Raw genomic sequence first — 23,452 nt, forward strand, 5'->3', positions numbered from 1 at the left:
CCGCTGCGGCAGCCGCGGCCCCCACGGCCGCGGGCACCGCGCCGGCCAGCCGCCGCTGCACCGCGATCGTTCCCGACGACCAGCCGACCCAGGCGGTGCTGGGCAAGTCGGTGGTCATTCCGCTGCGGGCGCGCGTCGTGCGCATCGTGGTGAGCGGGCAGGCCCAGCGGGCGCCGGCCGCCGCGCCCGTGGCAGCGCCCGGCATGGCGCCCGCTGCCAACGCGGGCGACGGCGTGGCCGACGTCGACGTCACGCTGCTGAGCCCGACGGACCTGTTCTTCCGCGGGCGCCAGGCCGGCTCGATGAACGTCGTGCTGCAAAGCGCCGACGGCACCTGCTACATCAAGGACGTGGTGGTCACCATCGATCCGATGGCGCTGCAGGCCAAGCTCGCCGAACTGATGCCCGACGAGCGCGGCATCCGCGTGCGCAGCGCCGAACGCTCCATCGTGCTCACCGGCGAGATCAGCGATGCGCTGAAGCTGGACGACGTGATGAGCCTCGCCTCGGCCTACGGCGCCGACGGCAAGAAGGTGGTGAACCTGATGCGCGTGGCCAGCCCGCAGCAGGTGATGCTCGAAGTGAAGATCGCAGAGGTCAGCAAGACGCTGCTGGACCGGCTCGGGGCGCGCGTGGGCCTCACGCGCTCGGCCAGCGGCGGGGCGACCAACTATTCGCTCATCTCCAATTTCCTGAGCAGCGGCGCGGGGCTGGTGGAGGCCATGCGCATCGGCCGCGGCGCGATCGCCATCGACGGCCAGAAGGACGACGGGCTGGTGCGCATTCTTGCGGAGCCCAACATCATGGCCATCAGCGGCCAGCAGGCGAGCTTCCTGTCGGGCGGCAAGATCTTCATTCCGGTGGCGCAGAACTCGATGGCCGGCGGCGGGACCAACATCACGCTGGAGGAAAAGGAGTTCGGCATCGGGGTCAAGTTCACCCCGACGGTGCTCAACGGCGACCGGGTCAACCTGAAGATGGTCTCGGAGGTGTCGGACCTGTCGCAGACGGGCTCGCCGTTCACCACGGTCACCGGGGTCACCTCGGTGCTGCCGTCGCTCACGGTGCGCCGCGCCGACACCACGGTGCAGCTGAACGACGGGCAAAGCTTCGTCATCGCGGGGCTCATCAAGAGCAACGTCACCGAAACCATCAAGCGCTATCCGGGCCTGGGCGAAGTGCCGGTGATGGGGGCGCTCTTTCGCAGCAGCGAATTCCAGAACGACCAGACCGAACTGATGTTCGTCATCACGCCGCGCCTGGTGCGTCCGCTGGCCGCGGCGCCGCGGGTGCCGACGGACAACCACGTCGTGCCCAGCCGCGCCGAGATCTACCTGAACGGCGCGCTCGAAAGCGCCACCCCGGCACCGGCTGCGCCGGCCGGCGAACCCCAGTGAGGAGCTCCGCCATGTTCATTCGATCGACCACCGTCGCGCTCGCATGCCTTTTCGCCACCGGCTGCTCGCATGTCACGCCCAACTACGACGCGCGCTTCGGCGATGCGGTGCGCGACGCCAGGAAAAAGATGACGCTGAACCCGAACGCCGGCAAGAACGGCGACCCGGTCACCGGCATGGACGGCCGCGCCGCGCGCGAGTCGATGCAGCAGTACCACGAGTCTTACAAGACGCCGCCACCGGCCACCAATGTCATCAACATCGGCGGCCCGATCGGAGGCCAGGGAGGCGGGCCGTCGAAGTAACGGGCTCGCTTTGCACGGACTTCTTCCAGCAACGCTTCCACATGGAAAGGAGAGCGCCACGACCGCAAAGAAATTTTTCTTCCCCCACGTCTTTTTTCTTGACCCGATTTCAACTGTTCAAACCTTGAAAGGACTGAACCATGAAGAACTTCCTCCAGGCCATCGGCCAATCCTCCCGTGGTTTCCTGCGCGACGAAGAGGGCGCGCAGGTCGTCGAGTACGCCCTGATCATCGCGGTCGTCTCGATTGCGCTGGTCGTTGCGCTGAAGGCGCTCACCGCCAGCGGCGGCGGCTTCTCCAGCTTCATCACGCGCGTGAGCAACTGCCTGACCACGGCGACCTGCACCTGAGCGGCTGGAAAGGGTGAACGGGCGAACAGGCGAGGGGGCCAGGGTCCATGCCCGGTCCGCTCCCCGTTGCCCATCGCCCGCCGCGCGTTGCAAACACCTTCCTCCCACCCTGAAAAAGGAGCAGTCCATGTTCAAGTCATTCCTGAAAGACGAGAGCGGTGCCCAGGTCGTCGAGTACGCGCTGATCATCGCCGTCGTCTCCATCGCGCTGGTGATCGCCCTGCAGGTGCTGACGACGGGCACGAGCTTCAGCTCGTTCATCTCGCGCGTCGCGACCTGCCTGAGCGGCTCGACCTGCGTCTGAGCGGGCGGCGCTCGACCCCTCGCCATTTCTCCCGGAGGCCGATCATGCTTGTTCGACACATGCACCACCGCCAGCGCGGCGCAATGATCGTCACGGCCGCGCTGGTGCTTCTCTTCCTGCTCGGATTCATGGGCATTGCGCTGGATTTCGGGCACCTGTTCGTGGTCCGTACCGAGCTGCAGACGGCCGTCGACGGCTGCGCACTGTCGGCCGCGCGCGAGCTCGACGGGCAGGCCACGGCGCTCACGCGGGCCAGGAACGCGGGCCAGGCGGCCGGCAATGCGAACCGCGTGAACATGCAGTCGAGCACGTGGGGCGGGCAGGGCCAGCTCGTCGCGAGCGACATCACGTTCCGCGACGCGGCCTACGCCGCCACGACCGCACCGGCGGCGGCGCGCTATGCGCAGTGCGTTCACACGCAACCCAACATCAACATCTGGCTCATGAAGGCGGTGGGCGCCTTCTCGGGCGACACCGCGGGCAACCCGGCCACTCGCAGCGTGGTGGCGAGCGCCGTGGCCACCCGCGCGAGCGCACAGACCACCTGCCCGATTCCGGTCGCGATGAAACCCAAGCCGGGCGGCACGGCCCCCAACTACGGCTTTGCCATCGGCGACTGGGTGACGCTGATCCAGGCCCAGAACGCCTCGGCTGGCGGCGAGATCGGCTGGGCCAACCTGGACGGAAGCAACAGCGCCTCGGAGACCGAGTCGGAGCTCACCAGCCACTGCGGCACGAAAGTCGGCGACACGCTCGGCACGCCGGGCGTCCAGACCTCGGTGGCGGATGTCTGGAACCAGCGCTTCGGCATCTACAAGAACAGCGGCAGCCCGAGCACCGGGCGGCCCGACTACACCGGCTACGCCTACACCGCGCTGAACTGGCCGGCGCAGCGCAATGCCTTCAACGGCACGCCGGGCGCCGGGGCACCGGCGAGCGCGCAGAACTTCGTCACCAAGCGCGCGGCTTTCGCCTCGTGCGCGGACACCGGCACGAACGTGAAGGGCGCCAACGGCTGCGAGGCGATCACGGGCCTGTCGCTCAACAGCTTCCAGAACCTCGCGGCGCCGGGCAACGTCGCGGGCGGGCACAAGCAATACGGCCTGGACCGCCGCATCGTCACGGTGCCGGTGATCGACGGCGCATCGCATGTGATCGACTACGTCTGCATGCTGATGCTGCAGCCGCTGACCATTCCCATGGCCAATACGCAGCTGGAGTTCCTGGGCAACGCGGGCGCCGCGGGCAGTCCGTGCACCAGCACCGGGCTGGCGGGCGGCTCGGCGGGGCCCTTGGTTCCCGTTCTCGTGAGGTGAACACCATGAAGACACCTTCCCGCACACGGCATGGCGAGCGCGGCACCGCGCTGGTCGAGCTGGCGCTGATCACGCCGATCCTGCTGCTGCTGACCTTCATCACCACCGAGTTCGGCCGCGCCATGTACGAGTACAACGCGGTCACCAAGTCCACGCGCGACGCGGTGCGCTACCTCTCGGTGCAGACGCCCGGCACGCACGTTGCCGAAGCGCGCAACCTGCTCGTGTACGGCAACACCGCCGGCACCGGCTCGCCGCTCGCGCGCGGGCTGAGCCTGGCGAACGTGCCCTCGGGCAGCTGCTGCACCTGGCAATCCGCGGGAAGCGATCCGATCATCACGACGGTCACGGTGCGCATCAGCAGCTACACATTCCATTCGCTGTTTCCTTCGGTGATGGGCGTCGTGCTCACCGGCGCGAACGGCAACATCGTCTTCAGCGAAATCTCCGCCACCATGAGGGCGCCGTCATGAGACACCGCATGGAGGGCGCGACCACCGTCGAGTTCGCATTGGGCCTGCTGGTCTTCCTGATGCTCGTGCTGGGCATCGTGGACTTCGCTCGCATGCTCTTCACCTGGAGCGCGGCCCATGAGGCGACGCGCGCGGGCGCCCGCTATGCGGTGGTGTGCGACGACACGGGCCAGCAGGCGCTGGTGCTGGCGCGCATGCGGGCGCTGCTGCCGCAGATCAACACGGTAGCGGTCGCCTGGGTGCCCTCCGGCTGCACGGCCGCCACCTGCCAGGGCGTGACGGTGAGCATCACGGGCCTGAACTACCAATGGATCTCGCCCATCGCAGGCGCGGCCGCGCCGCTGATCCCGATGCCCGGTTTTTCCACCTACCTGCCGCGCGAGGTGATGCGGCAAGACGCGAACAGCGCGGCCATCTGTTCCTAGCAACGCAACGGACACCACCATGAAGATCGCCATCATCTCCCCCAATCCGAACCACCTGCAGGACATGCGCAAGGTGCTCGAGGCGCGCTCGCACGCCGTGTCGCTGTTCGAGGGAGGCAAGAGCCGCATGCAGTGGGCCGTCGAGAAGGCGGCGCCCGAACTGCTGCTGGTGGACGGCATGTGCTGCGACCCCCACGAACTCACGCTGGTGGAGAAGCTGACGCTGCAGCACCCCGGGGTCGCGGTGGTGCTGCTGTGCGCGATGCAGACGCCCGAGTTCCTGATCCACGCGATGCGCGCCGGGGTGCGCGAGGTGCTGCCGTCGCCGGCCGAGCCCGCCGCGCTGGAGGCTGCGGTCGAGCGCATCGCGGTGAAGATGGCCGGCTCGATGGTGCGGAGCCCCGGCCGGGTGGTCGCCTTCATGCCCTGCAAGGGCGGCAGCGGCGCGACCTTTCTCGCAACCAACATCGCCCACCAGCTCGCTCGCGAACGCTCGGTATTGCTGATCGACCTGAACCTGCAGTTCGGCGACGCGCTCTCGTATGTGAGCGACCTGCGCGCGACCAGCACCATGGCCGACGTTGCGCGCGACATCTCGCGGCTGGACGCCTCGTTGCTCGCGGCGAGCGTGACGCGGGTGTCGCCGGGTCTGAGCATCCTGCCCGCGCCCGACGACCTGTCGCGGGCGCTGGACGTGAAGGCCGAGCACATCGATGCGCTGCTGCAGGTCGCGACGGCACAGTACGACTTCGTGCTGTTCGACCTCGGCCCGCGGCTGGACACGATCGCGATCCGCGTGCTGGACCGCGCGGACCGCATCTTTCCGGTGCTGCAGCCGAGCCTGCCGCACATCCGCAACGTGACCCGGCTCATGCACGTGTTCAAGTCGCTCGGCTACGCGCCCGGCAAGGTGGAGCTGCTGGTGAACCGCAGCGCCGGCGGCGGCGAGATCGGGCTGTCGGACATGCGCCGATCGCTGGTGGGCGCAACGCTCACCGTGGTGCCGGACGGCGGCAAGGACGTGGACGCCTCCATCAACCGCGGCGTGCCGCTCGCGGAAATGGCGCGCGGCAGCGCCCTGGCCAGGCGGCTCGCCGAGATCGCCCACGCCCTCAGTCCGCAGAAGGAAGCGGCGCCCGGCTTCATCGGGCGGCTGTTCCGCCGCGCCTGAATTCCGACAAGTCTTCAACAGCAAGGCAGGTTCCCATGTCATTCAGAGACCAGCTCAATGCGATCGAAACCGATCCGGCCGCACGGCCCGCGGGGCAACCGGGCGACGCCGCTTCGTCGCCGTTTGCATCGGACACCTACAAGGCGATGAAGGAGCGCATGCACCTGAAGCTGCTGGAGCGCTTCGACCTGGCCGCGCTCGAGACCCTCAAGCCCGACGTGCTGCGCCAGGAAATCTCCACCATGGTCGGGCGGCTGCTGCAGGAGGAGCCCGAGGCGCTCAACGACATCGAGCGGCGCACGCTGATCCGCGACATCCAGCACGAGATGCTGGGCTTCGGGCCGATCGAGCTGCTGATGGCGGACCCCACGGTCTCGGACATCCTGATCAACTCGCACGAGCGGATCTACGTGGAGCGCCGCGGCCGGCTGGAGCTCACCAACGTGAGCTTCACCGACGAGAAGCACCTGCTGCGGATCATCGACAAGATCGTCTCGCTGGTGGGGCGGCGCATCGACGAGTCCAGCCCGATGGTCGATGCGAGGCTGCCCGACGGCTCGCGCGTGAACGCGGTGATCGCACCGGTGGCGTTGGACGGGCCGATGATGTCGATCCGCCGTTTCGCCAAGATTCCGCTGCGCATGGAAAACCTGGTGAACGACCTGAAGACGCTCACGCCGCAGATGGCGCAGATGCTCGAGGGCCTGGCCCAGGCCAAGGTGAACATGCTCATCTCCGGCGGCACAGGCGCAGGCAAGACGACGATGCTGAACATCCTCTCGGGGTTCATTCCGCCGAGCGAACGCATCATCACCATCGAGGACGCGGCCGAGTTGCAGCTGCAGCAGCCGCACGTGGCGCGCATGGAGACGCGGCCGATGAACATCGAGGGCAAGGGCGAGATCACGCAGCGCGCGCTGGTGCGCAACGCGCTGCGCATGCGGCCCGACCGCATCGTGATCGGCGAGGTGCGCGGTGCCGAGGCGGTCGACATGCTGCAGGCCATGAACACCGGCCACGAAGGCTCGCTCACCACCATCCATGCGAACACCCCGCGCGATGCGCTGGCGCGGCTGGAAAACATGATCGGCATGGCCAACCTGAACCTGCCGCACCGCACAGTGCGCCAGCAGATCGCTTCGGCCATCACGGTGGTGGTGCAGGTGCTGCGGATGGTGGACGGGCGGCGCAAGGTGACCAGCATCCAGGAGATCACCGGCATGGAAGGGGAGGTGGTCACGATGCAGGAGATCTTTGCCTTCCACCAGACCGGGATGGGGCCCGACGGCCAGGTTCGCGGGCATTTCCAGGCGACCGGTGTCAGGCCGAAATTCGCCGAGCGGCTGCATGCCTTCGGCGTGACGCTGCCCGACACCATGTTCGAACCCGACAAGCACTACGAATAGGAGCCGATCATGTTCGACAACCTGGGAGGCAATGCCCTCGTCACCGTCACGGTGCTGGTGTTCGTGACCGTGCTGCTGGTGATCGAAGGCGTATATCTGGTCTGGCGTTCCTACAAGGGACCGGATGCGCGAAAGATCGAGAAACGGATGCAGGCGTTCTCGGCAGCGAGAGACCGCACGCAGCAGGCGCACCTGGCCAAGGAGCGCATGCTCAGCGAGGTGCCGTGGCTGCAGCGCCTGCTGCTGACCCTGCCGCGGGCGCACCGGCTGGACCGGTTCATCCTGCAGGCCGGACTGGAATGGACGGTCTCGGGCTTCTTGCTGGCGTGCGCGGTGCTCGGGGTGTTCACCTTCGTGGCGATGGGGTGGGTGGCGCGCCAATCGCTCGTGCCGGCGCTCGTGGTGGCGGCGCTCGCCGCGACGCTTCCGATGATCTACCTGCAGCAAGCGCGCATGCGGCGGCTGTCGCGCATGGAAAAGCAGTTGCCCGACGCGCTGGACCTGGTGACGCGCGCGCTGCGTGCGGGGCACTCGTTCGCCAGCGGCGTGCAGATGATCGGCGACGAGATGGCCGAGCCCATCGCGAGCGAGTTCCGGCTGGTGGCCGATGAGGTGAATTTCGGCGTGTCGCTGCAGCAGGCCCTGACCAACCTGAGCGAGCGCGTGCCGCTCACCGACCTGCGCTACTTCGTGGTGGCGGTGCTGATCCAGCGCGACTCGGGCGGCAACCTGACCGAGGTGCTCGGCAACCTGAGCCGGCTCATCCGCGACCGGCTCAAGCTGCTCGCGCGGGTGCGGGTGCTGTCGTCCGAGGGGCGGCTGTCGGCGTGGATCCTCGGGCTCATGCCGTTCGCGCTGGCGGCGCTCATGAATGTGTTCAACCCCGAGTTCATGTCGCCGCTGTGGGAAGACCCGATCGGGCAGGCGGCCGTGAAATACATGCTGGCGCTGATGCTGGTGGGGGTGTTGATCCTGCGCAAGATCGTGAAGATCAGAGTCTGAAGGAGAACGTCATGCTGTTTCCCATCCTCGTTTTCCTGGCCGTCGCGCTGACCATCGGCGGCGTGTCGATCTGGCTCATGCCCACGCGCACCGAACAGCGGCTGCAGCTGGTGGCCCAGCCGGCGGGCCGCTCGCCGTGGACCGAGACCGCGGTGAAGATCGTCGGACCGTTCGCGCAACTCTCGTCGCCGACCAGCGATGCCGAACTCTCGCCGCTGCGGGTGCGCTTCCTGAATGCCGGCATCCGCCACCCCGATGCCTACCTGCTTTATTTCGGCATGAAGACGCTGTTGCCGCTCGGGTTTGCCGCCATGGCCTTCTTCGGGATGCGCGCAGCGGGCTCGGACGGCGGCGTTGTGTTCCTGCTGTGGCTGGCGGTGGTGGCGCTCATCGGCTGCTACCTGCCCAACATCGTGCTGCACCTGTACATCCGCCGGCGCCGCAGGGAGATATTCGAGAACTTTCCCGATGCGGCCGACCTGATGCTGGTCTGCGTGGAGGCCGGCCTCGGCCTGGACGCGGGCATGGCCAAGGTCACCGACGAGATCCAGGTCAAGAGCGTGGCGCTCGCGCAGGAGCTGCACTGGACCAACCTGGAAATGCGCGCAGGCGGCACGCGCGAGAAGTCGCTGCGCAACCTGGCGCTGCGCACGGGCGTGGAGGAAATCGGCACCTTCGCCACCATGCTGACGCAGGCTGACCGCTTCGGCACCAGCATCGGGGAGTCGCTGCGCGTGTTCTCCGAGGACCTGCGCCACAAGCGCCAGGTCCGCGCCGAGGAACTGGCTGCCAAGGTGCCCACCAAGATGTTGTTGCCGCTCGTGCTGTGCATCTTTCCGTGCATCTCGCTGGTGATCCTTGCGCCGGCGGCGATCCGCATCGTGCGGATGATCATGCCGATGCTGAGCGGGCAGCAGTGAACCGCCGGCAATGAGCGCCGCCGGTCAGTGCGCCGCGGCGTCCAGGTGGTGCTTGACGGCGTAGATGTACAGCTCGAGCCGGTTCGCGACGCCCAGCTTCTGGTAGATCGACGTGAGATGGTTGCGCAGCGTGTGCTCGGTCACGAAGGTGAGCGCCGCCAGGGCCTTGTTGCAGGCGCCGCTGCCGCGCACCACGGTGCGGATGATCTCGCGCTCCTTCTGCGTGAGGCTCGCCTGCCTTGCCGCCTCGGGGTCGGGCGCGGGCTTCTTCACCGAGGTGAGCTCGGAGAAGACACGGCCCATGGCCTGGGCATCGACGCAAAGCTCGCCGTGGTGCACGCGCTCGATTGCCTCGAGCACCTGTTCGGCCGAGGCGTCCTTGCGCATCACGCCGCGCGCGCCGTGCAGCACGGCGAGGTCCAGCGTGCGCTGCTCGCGTTCGCCGGTGAGCACGACGACGCGCGACACCCCGTTGGCAAGCAGCATCGGCAGGATGCCGAGGGCGCAATGGCCGTCCAGGTCGAGGTCGAGCACGATCACGTCGGGGCAGAGGATCTGCGTCTGCGCCACGGCTTCTTCGCACGAGCTGGCGGTCGCAACCACCTTCATGCGCGGCTGCTCGCCGTCGATCAGCCGGGACAGGCCCCAGAGCATGGTCCGGTGATCGTCCACGAGCAGGACGCCGATCGGATGGGCCGGCGGACAGGCCAGGGGATGGATGTGCGTGTGGGCTTGTGTTTGCATGACGGCTCTCCTCGGATCGTTGTGGTGGACTTTTCAGATGGGTATCTCGATCAGCACCGCGGTACCGCCCCCGATGCAAGGGCTGACCTGCGCTTGGCCGCCGAGCGCCGCGGCACGATCGCTGAGGGAACGGGGCCGGAAGCGGGCGAAGCTCTCCTCGCAGCCTTCGTTCTCGATGCGCAGGTGCAGCCGGCCGTCGCGGCAGCCCAGGCGCACGCTGCCGCGGCGGGCCTGCGTGTGCTTGCAGATGTTGTTCAGGCCTTCGCCCACCATCTGCAGGATCTCCGCGGTCATGCGGTCGTCCAGATGCACCTGGCCTTCGACGCTGACCGCGATCTCGATGCCGTAGAGTCCCTGGATGCGGGCGGCCTGGCGGTGCAGGTGGGGCAGCACCAGGCCGCATGGCGCCTCGGCGTTCTGCTTGACGGCGCCGGCGAAGCGCCGCAGGTCGGCGACGACGCCGTTGGCCATCTCCGCGAGCCTGTCGAGGTCGTCGAGCAGGGGGTTGTCGGGCGTGGCTTTCTTGCGCAGGGCGCTCAGGCCCATGCGCAGCCCGATGTAGGGCTGCACGGCCGTGTCGTGCAGGTCCAGCGAGATCTTCAGGCGCTCGGTGGCGGCCGCTTCCGAAGCCATGCGGTCGAGTACCTCGATGGTCTCGATGACCGGGAAGATCTGTTCCATGAGATGCGCGAGGAACATCGCATCGGAATGGTTGAAGAGGCGGCTTCGCGAGGAGACGAATACGCGCCCTTCGCCCAGCCGCAGCGGCAGTGCGGCGCTGATGAACGCGCGCGCCTCCAGCATCGCGGCCACGGCGGCGCTGCGCCGCGCGTGGTCGGGGTCCTCGGGCAGCCATTCGGCCGTCGCGGCGTCATGCACATGGCTGGGGGCAACCAACCGGTCGAGCGGCCAGGGCAGGCGATTGCACAGCAGGGTGCGCGCATGGTCGAGCGCCATCAGCGGCGACTCGGTGATGGCGCCGAGCGTTTCGACGCCGACATGCTCGCAGGCATCGTCCCTGCGCAGCGTGCGAAGGGTCCAGCTGCCGGTCGCGGTGTCCCGGGTCACGAGGATGCAGTGGCTGGCCCGGAAGAAGGCCAGCGTCTTCTCCATGGTGCGGGCGATCGTGCGGCCCGCGCCGAAGCGCGGGTTCGACAACTGGGCGATGTCGCCCAGGAGCGCGAGGCGCCGCTGCAGTGCCAGCTTGGAGCCTCCCCAGTGCACGATCATGTGCCCCAGCGCCAGCAGGAAGGTCGTGCGCATGAGCAGCTGCGGCGCGTCGTCGCCCGTGCTCGTGCCGAGCCCGCAGGCCGCGAACGATGCGACAGAGACGACCGTCACGCGGGCGCCTTCCTCGAAACCCCAGCGGAACGACGAGGTGAGGATCGCGAAGAAATAGAAGAGGAAGAACAGGCTCTGCACGCCGTCCGTCACGAAGATGATCAACGTGAACCACAGGACGTCGGACCAGTGGACAGCCTTGCCCTGGGCATGGCGCCAGCCCTTCCGCGTGCTGGCGTAGACCAGCAGGCTATGAAGGATGTATCCGGAAAAGGCCAGCCAGACGGCGCTGGCGATGGGTTGCGGGCTCTGGCGCGCGTCGACCGCGACGGCCAGCAGCGCCGAGACCGACAGCACGAGCCGCATGCGGGCCGCCATGAAGGCATCCGTCGACAGGCTGGTGTCGACGTTCGAGGCGGCGGCGCGGGCTCTCATGAAAGGGCATCCTTCCCAGGATCTGTTTCATGCGCCGCAAAGTTGCGAGATCGGCGGTGACAGCTTGGTACTCATTTTTGTGACCGGCAACCGGTGTATGTGAAGGTTTCACATTACTACTTTGGTAGTCCAAAACAATGGGTACTGGCGCTGCTCCGCGCTTTGTCGCATCTGTTGCAGTTGGTTGCAATAGCCCTATTTGTAGTTCTTTCGGACTCATTGCCCGAGGGCCGTTAGTGCAAGCAGGGCGGCGGCGCAAGGGAAGGCGGGTACCCGCGACTGGGGAAGAGAGGTGGGCCGCCTCGGCCTCAGGCTCGTCGCGCGACCAGTGCGGTCTTTCCCAGCGGTGTGACCCGCAGGACGATGGCCTCCCTGAGCTTTTGCCTCGCGCGGCAAACCGAGGGCAAGGTTGCCTCCACCATGCCGGCGGCTTCGAGGACCGCCACGGAGTTGATTTCCGACGGGTCCTCGGTATGCAGCGGAAAGCGCGAGTTGCCGATCCTGCGCAGGTAATCGAGCGGCATCACGGGCCAGTTCTGATGTTCTTCGCCCGCCATGGCGCCACCGTTGCGCAAGCGCTCGATCTCCGCATGCCCTTCGTCGGTGATGGCGAAGATCACGGCGCTTTCGTAGCGGTGGTACCCCAGACCGTCGAAACGGAATTCGGCTTCGACAAGACCTGTCGCGACCAGCACCGACGCGTGCCGGATGTCGGCATCCGCGGTGAGCGTGACCGGAAACCGCTTGTGCAGCAGCTGAAGGAGGAGGGTGAGCGGCATGTGATGCTCCTGTCGATGCAATGGCGGTTTTGACGATTGAGAAATAAATGTGATTTTTTCACTTTAATCCATTTGTCGTACATACACCATGCTTGCCGACAGGAGGCAGGGACGTTTCCGGGAGCCCAGGCACTTGCCAGCCACTCGTGAAGCGGCTCCGAATCAATACGGGAAATTGTTCGCCCGCCTCTGGAGCGGGCGAGCGAGACGCCAGGAGAGCGAATCAGGGACTGAACGTCACCCGCTGGGCGATCAGGACGCCGTCGAGCACCCGGTCTCCGACGACGGTCACGCGCTGGCCGTTGCCCAAGTTCGCGATGGTGCCGTTCTCGAAGACCGTGCCCGGCCCGCTGGCGTCCACGGGCTGGCCGCGAACACGGAAGTCGGCGGCCGAGTGGAACGCCCCGATCGCGCCGATGAGCGTGAACGACGCCGGACCGCCCGTGCCGGGCACATTGCGGATGCGCAGCTTCTTCGCGACCAGCACGCCACCGGACATGAAGCCGTCCACCTCCACCTTCACGCCGTTGCCGAGCGAGGAGGCTGGGCCGCCGTTGATCAGCGAACTGGTGGCGTCCACCGGCGTCCCCAGCACCTCGAAGGCGCCGCGCGAGGCGAAGTCGGTGATGACGCCCGCCAGCTGCACCGCAAAGCCGTCGCTCAGCGGGATGGCGTACCAGCCCTCCACCTTGGTCGCCTTGAAGCGGCCGGCCGCCGGCGCCGTTGTGCCGCGGGCGCGCACGATCACCCCATTGACCAGCGACGTCGTGTCGATGCCCGCGAAGCTGGCTGCGCCGTACTCCACCGTCAACTGGCCGAGCGTGAAGGTCTTGTTTGCCGCGTCGAGGTTCCGGACGGCGCCCGTGACCAGCGGAGCGGTCAGGCTGGGCGCGACCTGCACGCGGGTCGCGCGCAGGGTTCCGGGCGCGCCGGGCAGGCCCCACACCTGGACGAGGCTGCCATCGACCATGCTTGCGAGTCCGCTCGCGTCGGCCCAGACCGTGGCGTTGTCGATGCTCACGCCGATGCCCATCACGACGAAGCTGCCGGCCCCGAGGTCGATGTGCGAGACGGCGCCCCGCAGTTCGGCCGCCGACACGACCTGGGTCGCGATGCCGCTGGTGAAGTTCGCATCGACCTTGCCGGCGACACGTGCGCTCATGCCGATCTGCAATTCGGCGGCGTCCTCGACGTTGATGGTGGCGCTGTCGGTGTCGTAGCGCAGCCCGTTGAGGATGATGCTGCCCAGCCCGTCTGCCGCACCGATGCCGGCGGCGTCCGCGGTCACGCCGGTGCCACCCGAGCCCACGCCGTCGGTGTTGCCGTTGCCGGCGGTGCCGCCCGAGCCGACGCCCGAACTGTCGGTGCCGCCGTTGCCGGCCGTGCTGCCCGATCCATCGGCGCTACCGTCCGCGCCGGCGCCAGTGCCAATGCCAGCGCTGGTACCGCTGTTCGCGCCATCGCCGCCGGAATTGCCGGTGCCGTTGACTCCGCCCGCGCCAGCTCCGGCGGCGATGCCAGCGCCGAAGCCCGCCGTCGAGCCTCCTCCGCCGCCGCCACCGCAGGACAGAAGCAATGCCATGAAGCCGGCGGCGATCAGGCCGAGCATGACCCGGCGGGGTGTCTTTGTCGTGCTCATGGTTTGTGCTCGCCTTTGGAAGAAGCAGGCGAGGGCGGGGCGCTCTCGTCTTCGTAGTACGTGTAGATGCCGACCCGGATGCGTCCGTTGGTACCCGGCGGGGCACGGTCGACCGCCTGCGTCATTCGCTGCGCCAGTTCGTGATGCAGCGCAGACCAGCGCTCGCGCACCAGGCTGTGGATCTGCTCGCACTCCTGAAGCGTGAGGCCGCGCGCGTAGACCGAGCGCTCGAGCATCCGGGGCTGCTCGCCCAGCGTATTGGAGACAGCCGCCAGCAGGTGGTCGCGGCCGTTGTCGCCCAGGAAGGCCAGCATCGCTTGCAGGTCCTGCACGGGAACGAAGCCATCGGTGGTGAGCTCGGCCACGCCATCGCTTTCGGTCACCATGTTCAGCCGGATCAACTCGTCCAGGATGGTGCGGTGGTGGACGTTGCCGCGGCTGCTCATGCGGGCCACCGTTTCGAAAGATGGCACCGTCTGGCCCGCCGTGACCGGCAGGCGTCGGAACGCAGCGTTTTCGGTCAGCATCTGCAGCCACAGCGTGAAGGTCTTGGCGGCTGCCGAAAGCTCGGTGTGCGGCAGCGGGTCGACGGTGGCCCGCACCTTGGCGGTCACGGCCTTGCGGTTCAGGCCCGTCGTGACGGACAGCTGGCTCAGGTTGGGACTCGAAATGCCCTTGTCCTTCCAGGAGCGCTGCGCTTCCTCGATCAGCAGGTCGCGCAGCAACTCCTCCAGGTGGGGATGCTTGACCCCCATCGCGAGGGCGAGCCTCACCACAGGTCGGAGGATGCGAGCGCAGGCGGCAAGGGCCCAGTCCAGCCGGTGTTCCATGAAGCTACGTGTCCGCTCCTGAAAGTGTGATTCGAGGAGGATCGACGGCGACGCCGCAGACCATCTTCAATGGTCTATTGTGCTGCGCGCCGGGCTTGTATGAAAGCTTTTGACTACGTTTGTATTGATTCCCGTCTGAAACTGACCGAGGGGAATCGACTTCCAGTTCCGGGCCCGTGACGACCCGCCCGTCGTGCAAGAAACACAGGCTTTCGATCGTGCAGTTGGCATAGCGACGTGCCGCAGCTCGCGCGCACAGCACTCCCCCTCAAGGCGCCAGATATTCAGAGACGACCACCCGCTTCCCTTCCTTGGTCTGCGACAGCCGCTACTCCACGGTCGCGAACCATCTGCGCGATCACGCCGAGCACCTCCAGCGGCTCGGCGCGCCGGCGAATGTCTTCCTCGATGTGGGCGAAGCGGATGCGGCCTTCCTCGTCGATCACATAGGTCGCGGGCACCGGCAGCACCCAGAGCCCGTTGCCGTTCAGCACCGGGATGTCGGTGCCGACCGTGCCGTAGAAGTCGACGAGGTCGGGCGGCAAGGTGAACGCGAGGTCGAAGCCGTTGGCCGCATCGAGGCCGGAGTCGCTCAGCACCGTGAACGCGAGCTGATTGTCCGCGGCCGTGTCCATCGAGTTGCCGGGCGTCTGCGGCGAGATCGCCAGCAGCGTGGCGCCCAGCCGCGCGAGATCGTCCGCCTGCCGTTGCCAGGCGCGCAGCTGCAGATTGCAGTAGCCGCACCAGCCGCCGCGATAGAAGACCAGCACCAGCGGTCCCCGATGCCACGCGTCCGAGAGACGCACGGGCCGGCCGTACGCATCGGGCAGCGTCACGTCGGGCGCGAGGTCGCCCACGCGCTTGGCGCGGGCAGGAACGCCCGTGGCGGCGAACACGGCGTCGGCGATGTCGTTGGATTCGAAGAGGGGCGCAGAAGAGGTCATGGCATGGCACTCCGGTAGGTGGGGGAAACAGCGCGCGTTGAGGGCGCGCCGCCTGTACAGCGGCCGTAGCGGCTATCGCAGCGTCTTCAGGTACTTGACGAGTTCCGCGACTTCGCCCGCGTCGGGCACACCCGCGAAAGGCATCCGGTTGCCCGGCACCGCCTGCTGCGGATCGGTCACGAAGGCGGCGAGCGACTTGTCGTCCCAGGTGATGTCGGCGCTCTTCATCGCGCGGCTGTAGCCAAAGCCTGGCGCCGAGCCGGCTTTGCGGCCGAAGACGCCGGCCAGCGGCGGGCCGATGGCGGCGCTCCCCGCGGTATGGCAGGCCGCGCAGGCCGCCCAGGTCCTGGGCGGCTGCACGGTCGATTGCGCATGCGCGAGGTTCATGACGACCGCGGCGCAGGCGGCGAACAAAAGTGATTTCATGGCGCGGGTCTCCTCACAGCATGCGCGGTTGCTTGGCGTAGCGCACCAGGTCGTCGCCCAGGCGCAGCGCGAGCGCCGCGAGCGGACCGGTGGGGTTGTAGCCGGCGTTGTGTGCATAGACCGACGCGCCGACCACGAAGAGGTTCTGCGCGTCCCAGTGCTGCAGGCGCGGCGAGACCACGCTCGTCGCGGGATCTGCGCCCATGATGGTTCCGCCGGTGGTGTGCGTGGTCTGGTACTGGCGCGCATCGAAGTCGCCGCGCCGGGGTTGCGGCGTGCCGACAGCCGTGGCGCCCATGGCGCGCGCGATGCCGGCGGCCTTGTCTGTCACGTACTCGCTCATGCGGTAGTCGTTCTCGCGGAAGTTGAACGTCATGCGCAGCAGCGGTGCGCCGTAGGCATCGCGGTAGGTGGGGTCCAGGTCCAGGTAGTTGTCGCGGTGCGGGTAGTTGCTGCCGTGCACGGAGACGTTGAAGGCGTGCGAGTACCAGTCGGCATTGGCCTGCTTCCACGCCGATCCCCAGCGCGGCGTGCCGGCCGGCAGCAGCCGCGCATTGATGGGCCGGCCGTTCGTCACGTTCGAGTAGATGTAGCCGCCTCCGAAGAAGCCGAGCCCGGCGTGGTCGAAGTTGTCGCCGTTGAATTCGTCCACCACGATCTGCGAGGCGCCCGACGCCATGAATGGATTGATGAATCGGTCCTTGAAGAACACCGGCACCGACGACATCACCTGGTAGCAGAAGTTCTTGCCGACCGTGCCCTTGCCGGTCTTCGGGTCGTAGGGCTTGCCGATGCCGCTCGTGAGCAAGAGCTTGGTGTTGGTCATGGTGAAGCCCGAGAGCACCACCACATCGGCGGGCTGCTCGTACGCTTGCGCGGTCTGCAGGTCGATGAAGCGCACGCCGGTGACGCGCCTGGCGCGCTTGTCGTAGTCGATGCCCGTGACCTGGGAATGCAGGCGGATCTCGAAGTTGCGGTGCTTCTGCAGCATCGGATAGAGCAGCACCATCGGGCTGGCCTTGGCATTGGCCTCGCAGAGAAAGCGCTCGCAGTGGCCGCAGTACTGGCAGGGCGCAAGGCTTGCGCCGTCGGGGTTGGTGTAGGCGCGCGGCGAGTTGGCGGCGGGCAGCGGGAACGGCTTGTAGCCGAGGCTCTGTGCCGCGGCCTTGAAGATCTGGCCGGACTCGAGGACCTCGAGCGGCTTCTGCGGAAAGTCGCGCCGGCGCGGTGCCTCGAAGGGGTTGCCGCCTTCGATCAGCTGTCCGCCGACATTGCCGGCCTGGCCCGCGATGCCGAAGAGTTGCTCGAACAGGTCGTGGTAGGGCTCCATCTCTGCGTAGCCGATGCCCCAGTCCTGCACGGTCATCTCGCGCGGGATGGCGGCCTTGCCGTAGCGCGACTCCAGGCGCGTGCGCAGCGTCGGGTCGTATTCGGCCCAGCGCCAGGTCTGGCCGTTCCAGTGATTCGCCGCGCCGCCCATGCCGTCGCCCGGGAGAAAGGCTTCCATGCGGCGCACGGGCAGGGCGCTTTCGCTCGCGGCGTGGCGCAGGGTGTAAGTTTCGTTGGCCCAGTTCTGGACCAGGCCGTTGTGCACGCCCCAGCGCAATTCGTCGCGCTGGTTGGGCAGCGTTGCGGCGGCGCTGCCGGCATGGTCGCCGCCTCGCTCGAGCACCAGCACGTCGATGCCAGCGCTCATCATCTGCCGTGCCGCGAGGGCGGCGGTGAGTCCGCCGCCGACGAAGACGACGGAGCGCTTGGGTAGTTTCTTGGTCATGTCGATTGGCCGTCAGCTGAAGTCGTCGATCGACTGTGGTTTGGTCGCGCCGGGGAACGCCCGGCCCCGGTACTCGACGACGTTGCGTCCATGAAATGCGGGCAGGCCGGGGAAGCCCACGGCGCGCCAGAACGCCTTGTCGCGGTTGCCGCCGTAGATCGGATCGGCAAAGCAGGCCTGCACGAACAGCGGGTAGAAGAGGTCGTTGAACCACGCGCCCAGCGCGTAGCGGTCGTTGTCCATGCGACCAGCGGCGGCGTCCTGCAGCAGTGCGTCCAGGCGCGGCGCATCGAGTTGGTCGATGGGCTTGCCCGTGCGCTGCTCGGCCTCGCGGCGAAGCATCGCGAGGCCGGCCTTGAAATGCTCCTCCGGCGTGAGCGGCGACTGGTAGCCGTGCTGCGGCTTGCCCGGACGCCAAGGTCCTTGCCGGTAGAGCTGGTCGCCGCGCCCCCAGGCACCGGCAAGTTGCCGGTCGATGTAGACATGGATGCCGCAATCGACGCCACTTGGCGTCAGTGAATCGGCCGGGCACATCAGGTTGACCAGGGCTTCGACACAGGCAGCCTCCTGCGGTCCCAACGACAGGTAGCCCGAGACCCTGGGCGGGCCTGCCGGAACGCTCTGCGCCGAAGCGGGCGATGCCGCAAAACCGCCGAGCAATGCCGGCGCAGCAAGCGCCGCACCGGATGCACCGCCTATCTTGCGCAAGAACAGGCGCCTGCCGGGCGGCTCCTTGTCGTGAATGGACATAAGAAGACTTTTCTTTCGTGGAGCGAAGGTTGTTGTGGATACAGCGCCAGCGAAGGCGATCCTTGGCCTGGAGCTGTCGTGCTGCGATGGCTTGATGCTATGAATCGGTCCCCCGGTCCGGAAGATCGGTCGAGCGAACCGCCGTGTTGATCGATCCGAACCAATGCCTGATGTCCGTAGGGTGTCGCCGCGATCCCGGCTCGAGCGCCGGGCCGGCAAATGGATCGCCGCACAGCGAGCGCTGTCTTGCCGCCGCGAAGATGGCGAGGAGGGCGCGTAATGCAAAGCGCCATCTCGCCGTGTTGGCGGATGGCGCTAGAACCATGGTGAAGCGGTGCCCGGTGCAGTCGGCCCGCGCCCTTGCAAGCCGTCAGTAGCCGCAAACGACGTCGCCGGCGATTACCACCAGACGTCGCACAACCTGGCGGGTGCTACTTGTCCTGGATATTCCTCGACCTATTTCGAAGCCGGCAGACCGCTCTCGGAATGCGGTGCAGAAGCGCCGCCAGGTGGCAGGTTGCCAGGACCCTTCGCAGGATCCTTGATTCCATAGGCATACAGCACACCCACGACGACCACGGCGATGATCGCCAACAGGGTGAACATCAGTCGCTTCCCCAAGACAGATGGTCGGGGTTCTCGCTTGGGCGTCATGTCTCTTGCTCCAGGACTGGGTTGGCGTCTTCGTCGTCGCCGGAAGTTCGGGGACCGATCCGCTCGTCGGGCGCGTAGCCTTCGAGCGCTCGCACGCCGGCCCGCAGCGCGTCGAGCCACATTTCGCAGGCTTCATCGGCCGACTCGAGCTCGATCCATTGGCTCGCATCGCCACCTTCCTCCATGAGCACCCAGTAAAAGTGTCCCGGTTCAGGCTCGTCGACGTGGACGGCAATGCGCCGAATGTGGCTCATCAAAGCTTGCCGGCAAGGTATTCGCGCACGGCCTCCGCAGAGTTGCCGACGGCCTTCACCGCGTCGCGCAGTTGCATCTCGCTGCACCCAAGCGATTCCATCCACGAACGCACCTCATGAGGCTCGTGCATGGCGATCAGCTTGCGGTCCAGCCCTGTCTTGCTGGGATCGTCTGCCATCGTTGTCTCCGGTGAAGATCGGCGGCGCCGACCTGAATGCGCAGATTGGCCTTGCGAAGACGCTCCAGCGATGCGCAAAACGCGCTTTTGAATGACAGCGCATCTCCTACGCCGGAACGGTTCTGAAGCCGAGGAGCCGGCCGTATCGGTCTTGCGCCCAGCCTCGCGGTCTCCGCACTCATCGAGCCGGTTGGCGGCTCCCGTGATCGAGCAGAATCTCTGCAAGAAAAAGTAAGGTGCGGTCCCGCGGCGGTAGCCGAGAATCCGCGCGGCGAGGTCGTCAACCGCGCACGCGCGCTCCCGCGGAACACCCTCGCGAATACGAAAGCTCGGACGGTGCCTTTGACGTGCCACCATGTTTTTGACGAATTTCAAGTTGCCAGCTACCGGCAGCTTGAGGTCATGCGGCGCCGCTGATTCGACGCCAGGAGCAACTTTGCGCGCCGCCTTCTTGAAGTTTCATCTCGCGCCGGCCCGTTGCCTCATTGCCATCTGCACGGTGGCGGGATTCGCCTTGTTCCTGGCAATGTGCCTGGTCTCGCCGAGCCATGCGCAGACCGAACTCCGCCCGCTGAGGCTCGATGCGAACCTGAGCCTCGTCGAGCGCAACCTCCACGGGAACTCGCAGGCCTACTACGACCCCACCGGCCAGCTGACGCGCGAGCAGGTGGCATCGCCTCCCTACCAGCAGCAGTTCGAAACGCTGGCGGGCGCCCTCAACGGCGGTTACGTCAAAGGCGCGTGGTGGGTGCGCTTCCAGATCGAGGCCTCGCCCGAAGAAATCGCGCAGCCGCTCGAGGGCGGCTGGTGGCTGCGGCTGAATGCGCCGTATGTGGACTACATCGACGTGTGGTGGCCCGAAGTCAATGGCGGCACGAGCGGGGCGTTCGCGCACCGCGAACTCGGCGGGATGCGGGCCGGCTCGCTGCGCGAGTTGCCGTGGTCCATTCCGGCGGTGCGCCTTCCGGACTTCCCGGATACCCAGCCGCGCTGGGTCTGGGTGCGGCTGGCGGGCGACCGCTCGCTGAGCCTGGTCGGAGGCGTCTCGCCGCTGCGCGAACTGGCCGATGTGCAGCAGCAGCGCAACTTTGCCGACGCCGCCGTCACCGGCATCGCCTTGCTGATGGCGGTGGTGAGCTTCATGATGGGCATTGCGCTGCCGGACCGCCGGTTCGTCGCCTACGCGGGCTACCTGCTGACGCTCGGCTTGCTCTTCGCGAGCTCGGAGAACATGCCGGCCTCCCTGTGGCTCCAGGACAGCCCCGTGGCCGCCGTGCGGTTGCACAACTTCTCGGTGTGCCTGCACACTGCCGCCGCATTCGGGTTCGCGCGGACCATGCTTGACATGGAGCGGCAGTTTCCGCGCATGAACCGCGTATTCCAGGTGCTGACGCTCGTGAGCCTGGCAGCGTGCCTGGTGGCCGTGGCCGGCGGGTACGGCCGCATCGCGCTGCCGCTGAACATGACGTGGCTGCTGTTCGCAGCTTCCATCGTGCCGATGTGCGCCGTGCTGCTGCGCCGGAACATCCACGCCTGGCCGCAGTTGGTCGGCTATGCGGTCTACCTCCTGATGGGTGTCGTGCACTTCGCCAAGAACCTGCAGCTGCTGCCCTACACGCTGATCACCCAGTACAGCTATGCGATCGGCGGCATCGTCCACATCATGGCGTTCTTCTTCGCCCTGGGCTGGCGCGTGCGCCATCGCGAGCGGCGAGCGCTGGCGCTGTCGCACCGACATCGCGCGCGACTCGCACGGCGCGTGAACGAGCGCACCCACGACTTGCGCCAGGAGATCGCCGAACACCATCGCACGCACGACCAGCTGGCCCAGGCCTTGCGCGAGCAGCGCGGGCTGCTGGCCATGGTGTCGCACGAGTTCCGGACGCCGCTCGGCACGATCGGCGGCGCGGCACAGATCCTCACGGACGACCGGCTCGGGCTGGTCCGCGAGGAGGTCAAGAAGGAAGGGGAGAAGATCAGCCGCACCGTGCTTCGCATGCGGGACCTGGTGGACACGCTGCTGGCCGACGAATGGCTCGATGCCTCGAGCGAAAACCTGTGCCTGGTGCCGATCGAGCTCGGCGGATTCCTCCGCGAGAAGATCGAGGAGCACAACGAAGGCGGCGGCGGCGGGCGCATTTCGCTGGTGCTCGATGCGCCCGAGCTGCCGGTGCTGGCCGACGAGACGCTGCTGCACATCGCCATGGACAACCTCGTGACCAACGCCCTCAAATATGCACCGACCTACTCCCCGGTGCTGGTGCGGGCCGGCATCCGGCGCAACGCGCTCGAACACGTCCCCGGGGCCGAGGCGGTGCCGGGCGTGTGCATCCAGGTGTGCGACCAGGGCCCCGGCTTCATGCCGCAGGATCTGTCGCATGTCTTCGAGCGCTTCTATCGGGCGGCGGGCACGCGGCGCATTCCGGGCATCGGGCTGGGCCTGCACATGGTTCACCGCATCGCCATGGTTCACGGCGGAAGCGTGGCCGCCTCCAACGGGGCCCGCGAGGGCGCCGTGCTGACACTGATATTGCCGTTGCTTGGAAGTGCCGAGGGCCTGCTGAGCAGGGACGAGAGCGACATGGCACTGCTCGACCCGGGAGGCTTTCGATGAGCACCGCGGCCCGTGTCCTGGTCATCGAGGACGACGACGACCTGCGCGACACGCTGGTGCGGTACCTGGGCGGCGTGGGCATGCTCGCCAGCGGGCTCGAGAGTGCAGAAGGGCTCGATGCGGAACTGGCGCGCCAGGATTTCGACGCCGTGGTGTGCGACGTCAATCTGCCGGGCGAAGACGGCTTCAGCGTGCTCGCCCGGCTGAGATCGCGCAGCGCCATGCGCATCGTGATGCTGACGGCACGCGGCACGGCGAACGATCGCCTGCACGGGCTGGGCCTCGGCGCAGACTATTACCTCGTCAAGCCGGTGAACCTGCGGGAGCTCGAGATCGTGCTGCACAACCTGCTGCAACGCAGCCAGGAGAAGCAGGTCACGCACACCGCGCGCGAGCCCACCGGCAACGCAGTCCTCGAATCGGCCGCGCAGGCGCCCTGGCGCTATCAAGGCACCACCTGGCTCCTGATGTCGCCGAGCGGCCAGCCCGTGCAGTTGTCCAATGCAGAGGCGCGGCTCGTTCAGTGCCTGATCGAGCGTCCGCGGGAAGTGGTGGGCCGTGCCACGCTGCTTGCGGCGATGGGCCGCCCGGGCCTCGAGGCCTACGAACGCAACCTCGACGTGACGGTCTCGCGCCTTCGCCGCAAGGCCGAGCAGGCCAGCGGCGAGAAGCTGCCGATCGTCGCGGTGCGCGGCGAGGGCTACAGCTTCCAGGGCAACGCCAACATCGAGCCTTGAGCGCCGCTGCTTGACGCAGTCGGCCTGGCGGCTCGCGCATGCCGCCACCCGCAAGAACCTTCCATATCCGATCGGTGAAAGTACTGCTCGCCAGGAGCTTTTGCACGCGCCATTGCAAGAAAAAGTAAGGTGCAAAAGCCATGTGGGCGCTTGAGAATTTCGTGCTGAGCGCAAGCACGGAATGCATACGAATTACCACACCCTAAAAAGAGAAGAGCCAATCTTCCAACTTCGTGAAATCGCACTCTTTGGAATGTTTTCCGGATGACGCATCGACGTGTCTTCCAGCCGACGTTTCCATGTCTTGACGCGCTCGAGAAGGCGCGCCGCTACCACTTTCTAT

25 protein-coding genes are annotated in these 23,452 nt (G+C 67.1%); 13 read left to right on the forward strand and 12 right to left on the reverse strand.

The genetic code is table 11. From position 1 onward, the window contains the following. The 11 genes from RT97_RS22905 to RT97_RS22955 form a co-directional block, all read left to right on the forward strand. Window positions 1-1,397, forward strand: a 1,397-nt coding sequence (locus RT97_RS22905; RefSeq protein ID WP_042581136.1) for a type II and III secretion system protein family protein, incomplete at its 5' end; no start/stop codon positions are given. A gap of 11 nt (window positions 1,398-1,408) precedes the next feature. Next, complete coding sequence (locus tag RT97_RS22910; RefSeq protein ID WP_042581137.1) at window positions 1,409-1,702, forward strand: hypothetical protein; 294 nt, start codon at window positions 1,409-1,411, stop codon at window positions 1,700-1,702. A 140-nt stretch (window positions 1,703-1,842) separates the two neighbouring features. Continuing rightward, window positions 1,843-2,052: a Flp family type IVb pilin gene (locus RT97_RS22915; protein ID WP_042581138.1), complete on the forward strand. Its 210-nt coding sequence runs from the start codon at window positions 1,843-1,845 to the stop codon at window positions 2,050-2,052. Window positions 2,053-2,179: 127 nt separating this feature from the next. Next, on the forward strand, window positions 2,180-2,356 hold the full coding sequence (locus RT97_RS22920; protein WP_042581139.1) for a Flp family type IVb pilin: 177 nt from the start codon (window positions 2,180-2,182) through the stop codon (window positions 2,354-2,356). A gap of 44 nt (window positions 2,357-2,400) precedes the next feature. Beyond that, window positions 2,401-3,672, forward strand: a complete 1,272-nt coding sequence (locus RT97_RS22925) for a pilus assembly protein TadG-related protein (protein WP_042581140.1) — start codon at window positions 2,401-2,403, stop codon at window positions 3,670-3,672. A gap of 5 nt (window positions 3,673-3,677) precedes the next feature. After that, window positions 3,678-4,145 carry a TadE/TadG family type IV pilus assembly protein gene (locus RT97_RS22930; RefSeq protein ID WP_042581141.1) on the forward strand — a complete coding sequence of 156 codons (468 nt, stop codon included), beginning with the start codon at window positions 3,678-3,680 and terminating at the stop codon, window positions 4,143-4,145. Further along, window positions 4,142-4,570, forward strand: coding sequence for a TadE/TadG family type IV pilus assembly protein (locus RT97_RS22935; protein WP_042581142.1), 429 nt, complete (start codon window positions 4,142-4,144; stop codon window positions 4,568-4,570). The genes RT97_RS22930 and RT97_RS22935 overlap by 4 nt, the downstream gene beginning before the upstream one ends. Before the next feature lie 19 nt (window positions 4,571-4,589). Continuing rightward, complete coding sequence (locus RT97_RS22940; RefSeq protein ID WP_042581143.1) at window positions 4,590-5,741, forward strand: AAA family ATPase; 1,152 nt, start codon at window positions 4,590-4,592, stop codon at window positions 5,739-5,741. Window positions 5,742-5,776: 35 nt separating this feature from the next. Beyond that, a complete protein-coding gene (locus RT97_RS22945; protein ID WP_042581144.1) occupies window positions 5,777-7,147 on the forward strand; it encodes a CpaF family protein in 1,371 nt (456 codons plus the stop codon). A 9-nt stretch (window positions 7,148-7,156) separates the two neighbouring features. Beyond that, on the forward strand, window positions 7,157-8,149 hold the full coding sequence (locus RT97_RS22950; RefSeq protein ID WP_042581145.1) for a type II secretion system F family protein: 993 nt from the start codon (window positions 7,157-7,159) through the stop codon (window positions 8,147-8,149). A gap of 11 nt (window positions 8,150-8,160) precedes the next feature. Beyond that, complete coding sequence (locus RT97_RS22955; protein WP_042581146.1) at window positions 8,161-9,069, forward strand: type II secretion system F family protein; 909 nt, start codon at window positions 8,161-8,163, stop codon at window positions 9,067-9,069. 24 nt (window positions 9,070-9,093) lie between these two features. On the opposite strand, the gene RT97_RS22960 is transcribed toward RT97_RS22955, so the two are convergent. The 12 genes from RT97_RS22960 to RT97_RS23015 all read right to left on the reverse strand — a co-directional run bounded on the left by RT97_RS22960 (window position 9,094) and on the right by RT97_RS23015 (window position 19,758). Then, window positions 9,094-9,813 carry a response regulator transcription factor gene (locus RT97_RS22960; protein ID WP_042581147.1) on the reverse strand — a complete coding sequence of 240 codons (720 nt, stop codon included), beginning with the start codon at window positions 9,811-9,813 and terminating at the stop codon, window positions 9,094-9,096. 33 nt (window positions 9,814-9,846) lie between these two features. Continuing rightward, a complete protein-coding gene (locus tag RT97_RS22965) occupies window positions 9,847-11,529 on the reverse strand; it encodes a sensor histidine kinase (protein WP_042581148.1) in 1,683 nt (560 codons plus the stop codon). Window positions 11,530-11,837: 308 nt separating this feature from the next. Further along, on the reverse strand, window positions 11,838-12,308 hold the full coding sequence (locus RT97_RS22970) for a hypothetical protein (RefSeq protein ID WP_042581149.1): 471 nt from the start codon (window positions 12,306-12,308) through the stop codon (window positions 11,838-11,840). Between the two features lie 223 nt (window positions 12,309-12,531). Continuing rightward, window positions 12,532-13,947, reverse strand: coding sequence for a DUF5666 domain-containing protein (locus tag RT97_RS22975; RefSeq protein WP_042581150.1), 1,416 nt, complete (start codon window positions 13,945-13,947; stop codon window positions 12,532-12,534). Then, window positions 13,944-14,777, reverse strand: a complete 834-nt coding sequence (locus tag RT97_RS22980) for a DUF6502 family protein (RefSeq protein WP_042581151.1) — start codon at window positions 14,775-14,777, stop codon at window positions 13,944-13,946. Before RT97_RS22980 ends, RT97_RS22975 begins: the two co-directional genes overlap by 4 nt. Window positions 14,778-15,061: 284 nt before the next feature. Beyond that, complete coding sequence (locus RT97_RS22985) at window positions 15,062-15,721, reverse strand: peroxiredoxin-like family protein (RefSeq protein ID WP_052810728.1); 660 nt, start codon at window positions 15,719-15,721, stop codon at window positions 15,062-15,064. A 72-nt stretch (window positions 15,722-15,793) separates the two neighbouring features. Continuing rightward, a complete protein-coding gene (locus RT97_RS22990; protein WP_042581153.1) occupies window positions 15,794-16,147 on the reverse strand; it encodes a c-type cytochrome in 354 nt (117 codons plus the stop codon). 13 nt (window positions 16,148-16,160) lie between these two features. Next, on the reverse strand, window positions 16,161-17,921 hold the full coding sequence (locus RT97_RS22995; protein ID WP_042581154.1) for a GMC family oxidoreductase: 1,761 nt from the start codon (window positions 17,919-17,921) through the stop codon (window positions 16,161-16,163). Window positions 17,922-17,933: 12 nt separating this feature from the next. Continuing rightward, the gene (locus tag RT97_RS23000) at window positions 17,934-18,671 is read right to left on the reverse strand and encodes a gluconate 2-dehydrogenase subunit 3 family protein (protein WP_042581155.1); all 738 of its coding nucleotides are present in this window, start codon (window positions 18,669-18,671) and stop codon (window positions 17,934-17,936) included. Between the two features lie 456 nt (window positions 18,672-19,127). Next, window positions 19,128-19,277, reverse strand: coding sequence for a hypothetical protein (locus RT97_RS23005; protein WP_253278294.1), 150 nt, complete (start codon window positions 19,275-19,277; stop codon window positions 19,128-19,130). A gap of 44 nt (window positions 19,278-19,321) precedes the next feature. Further along, the gene (locus RT97_RS23010; RefSeq protein ID WP_042581157.1) at window positions 19,322-19,579 is read right to left on the reverse strand and encodes a hypothetical protein; all 258 of its coding nucleotides are present in this window, start codon (window positions 19,577-19,579) and stop codon (window positions 19,322-19,324) included. Next, a complete protein-coding gene (locus RT97_RS23015; protein ID WP_042581158.1) occupies window positions 19,579-19,758 on the reverse strand; it encodes a DUF3606 domain-containing protein in 180 nt (59 codons plus the stop codon). Before RT97_RS23015 ends, RT97_RS23010 begins: the two co-directional genes overlap by 1 nt. Window positions 19,759-20,209: 451 nt before the next feature. On the opposite strand from RT97_RS23015, the gene RT97_RS23020 reads away from it, so the two are divergent. Further along, window positions 20,210-22,372, forward strand: coding sequence for a sensor histidine kinase (locus RT97_RS23020; protein ID WP_253278295.1), 2,163 nt, complete (start codon window positions 20,210-20,212; stop codon window positions 22,370-22,372). Further along, entirely contained in the window at window positions 22,369-23,109 is a 741-nt protein-coding gene (locus RT97_RS23025) for a response regulator transcription factor (RefSeq protein ID WP_042581159.1), read from the forward strand. The genes RT97_RS23020 and RT97_RS23025 overlap by 4 nt, the downstream gene beginning before the upstream one ends. Window positions 23,110-23,452 lie beyond the last annotated feature (343 nt).

It is taken from the genome of Variovorax paradoxus, assembly GCF_000834655.1.
GTDB lineage: Bacteria > Pseudomonadota > Gammaproteobacteria > Burkholderiales > Burkholderiaceae_C > Variovorax > Variovorax paradoxus_F.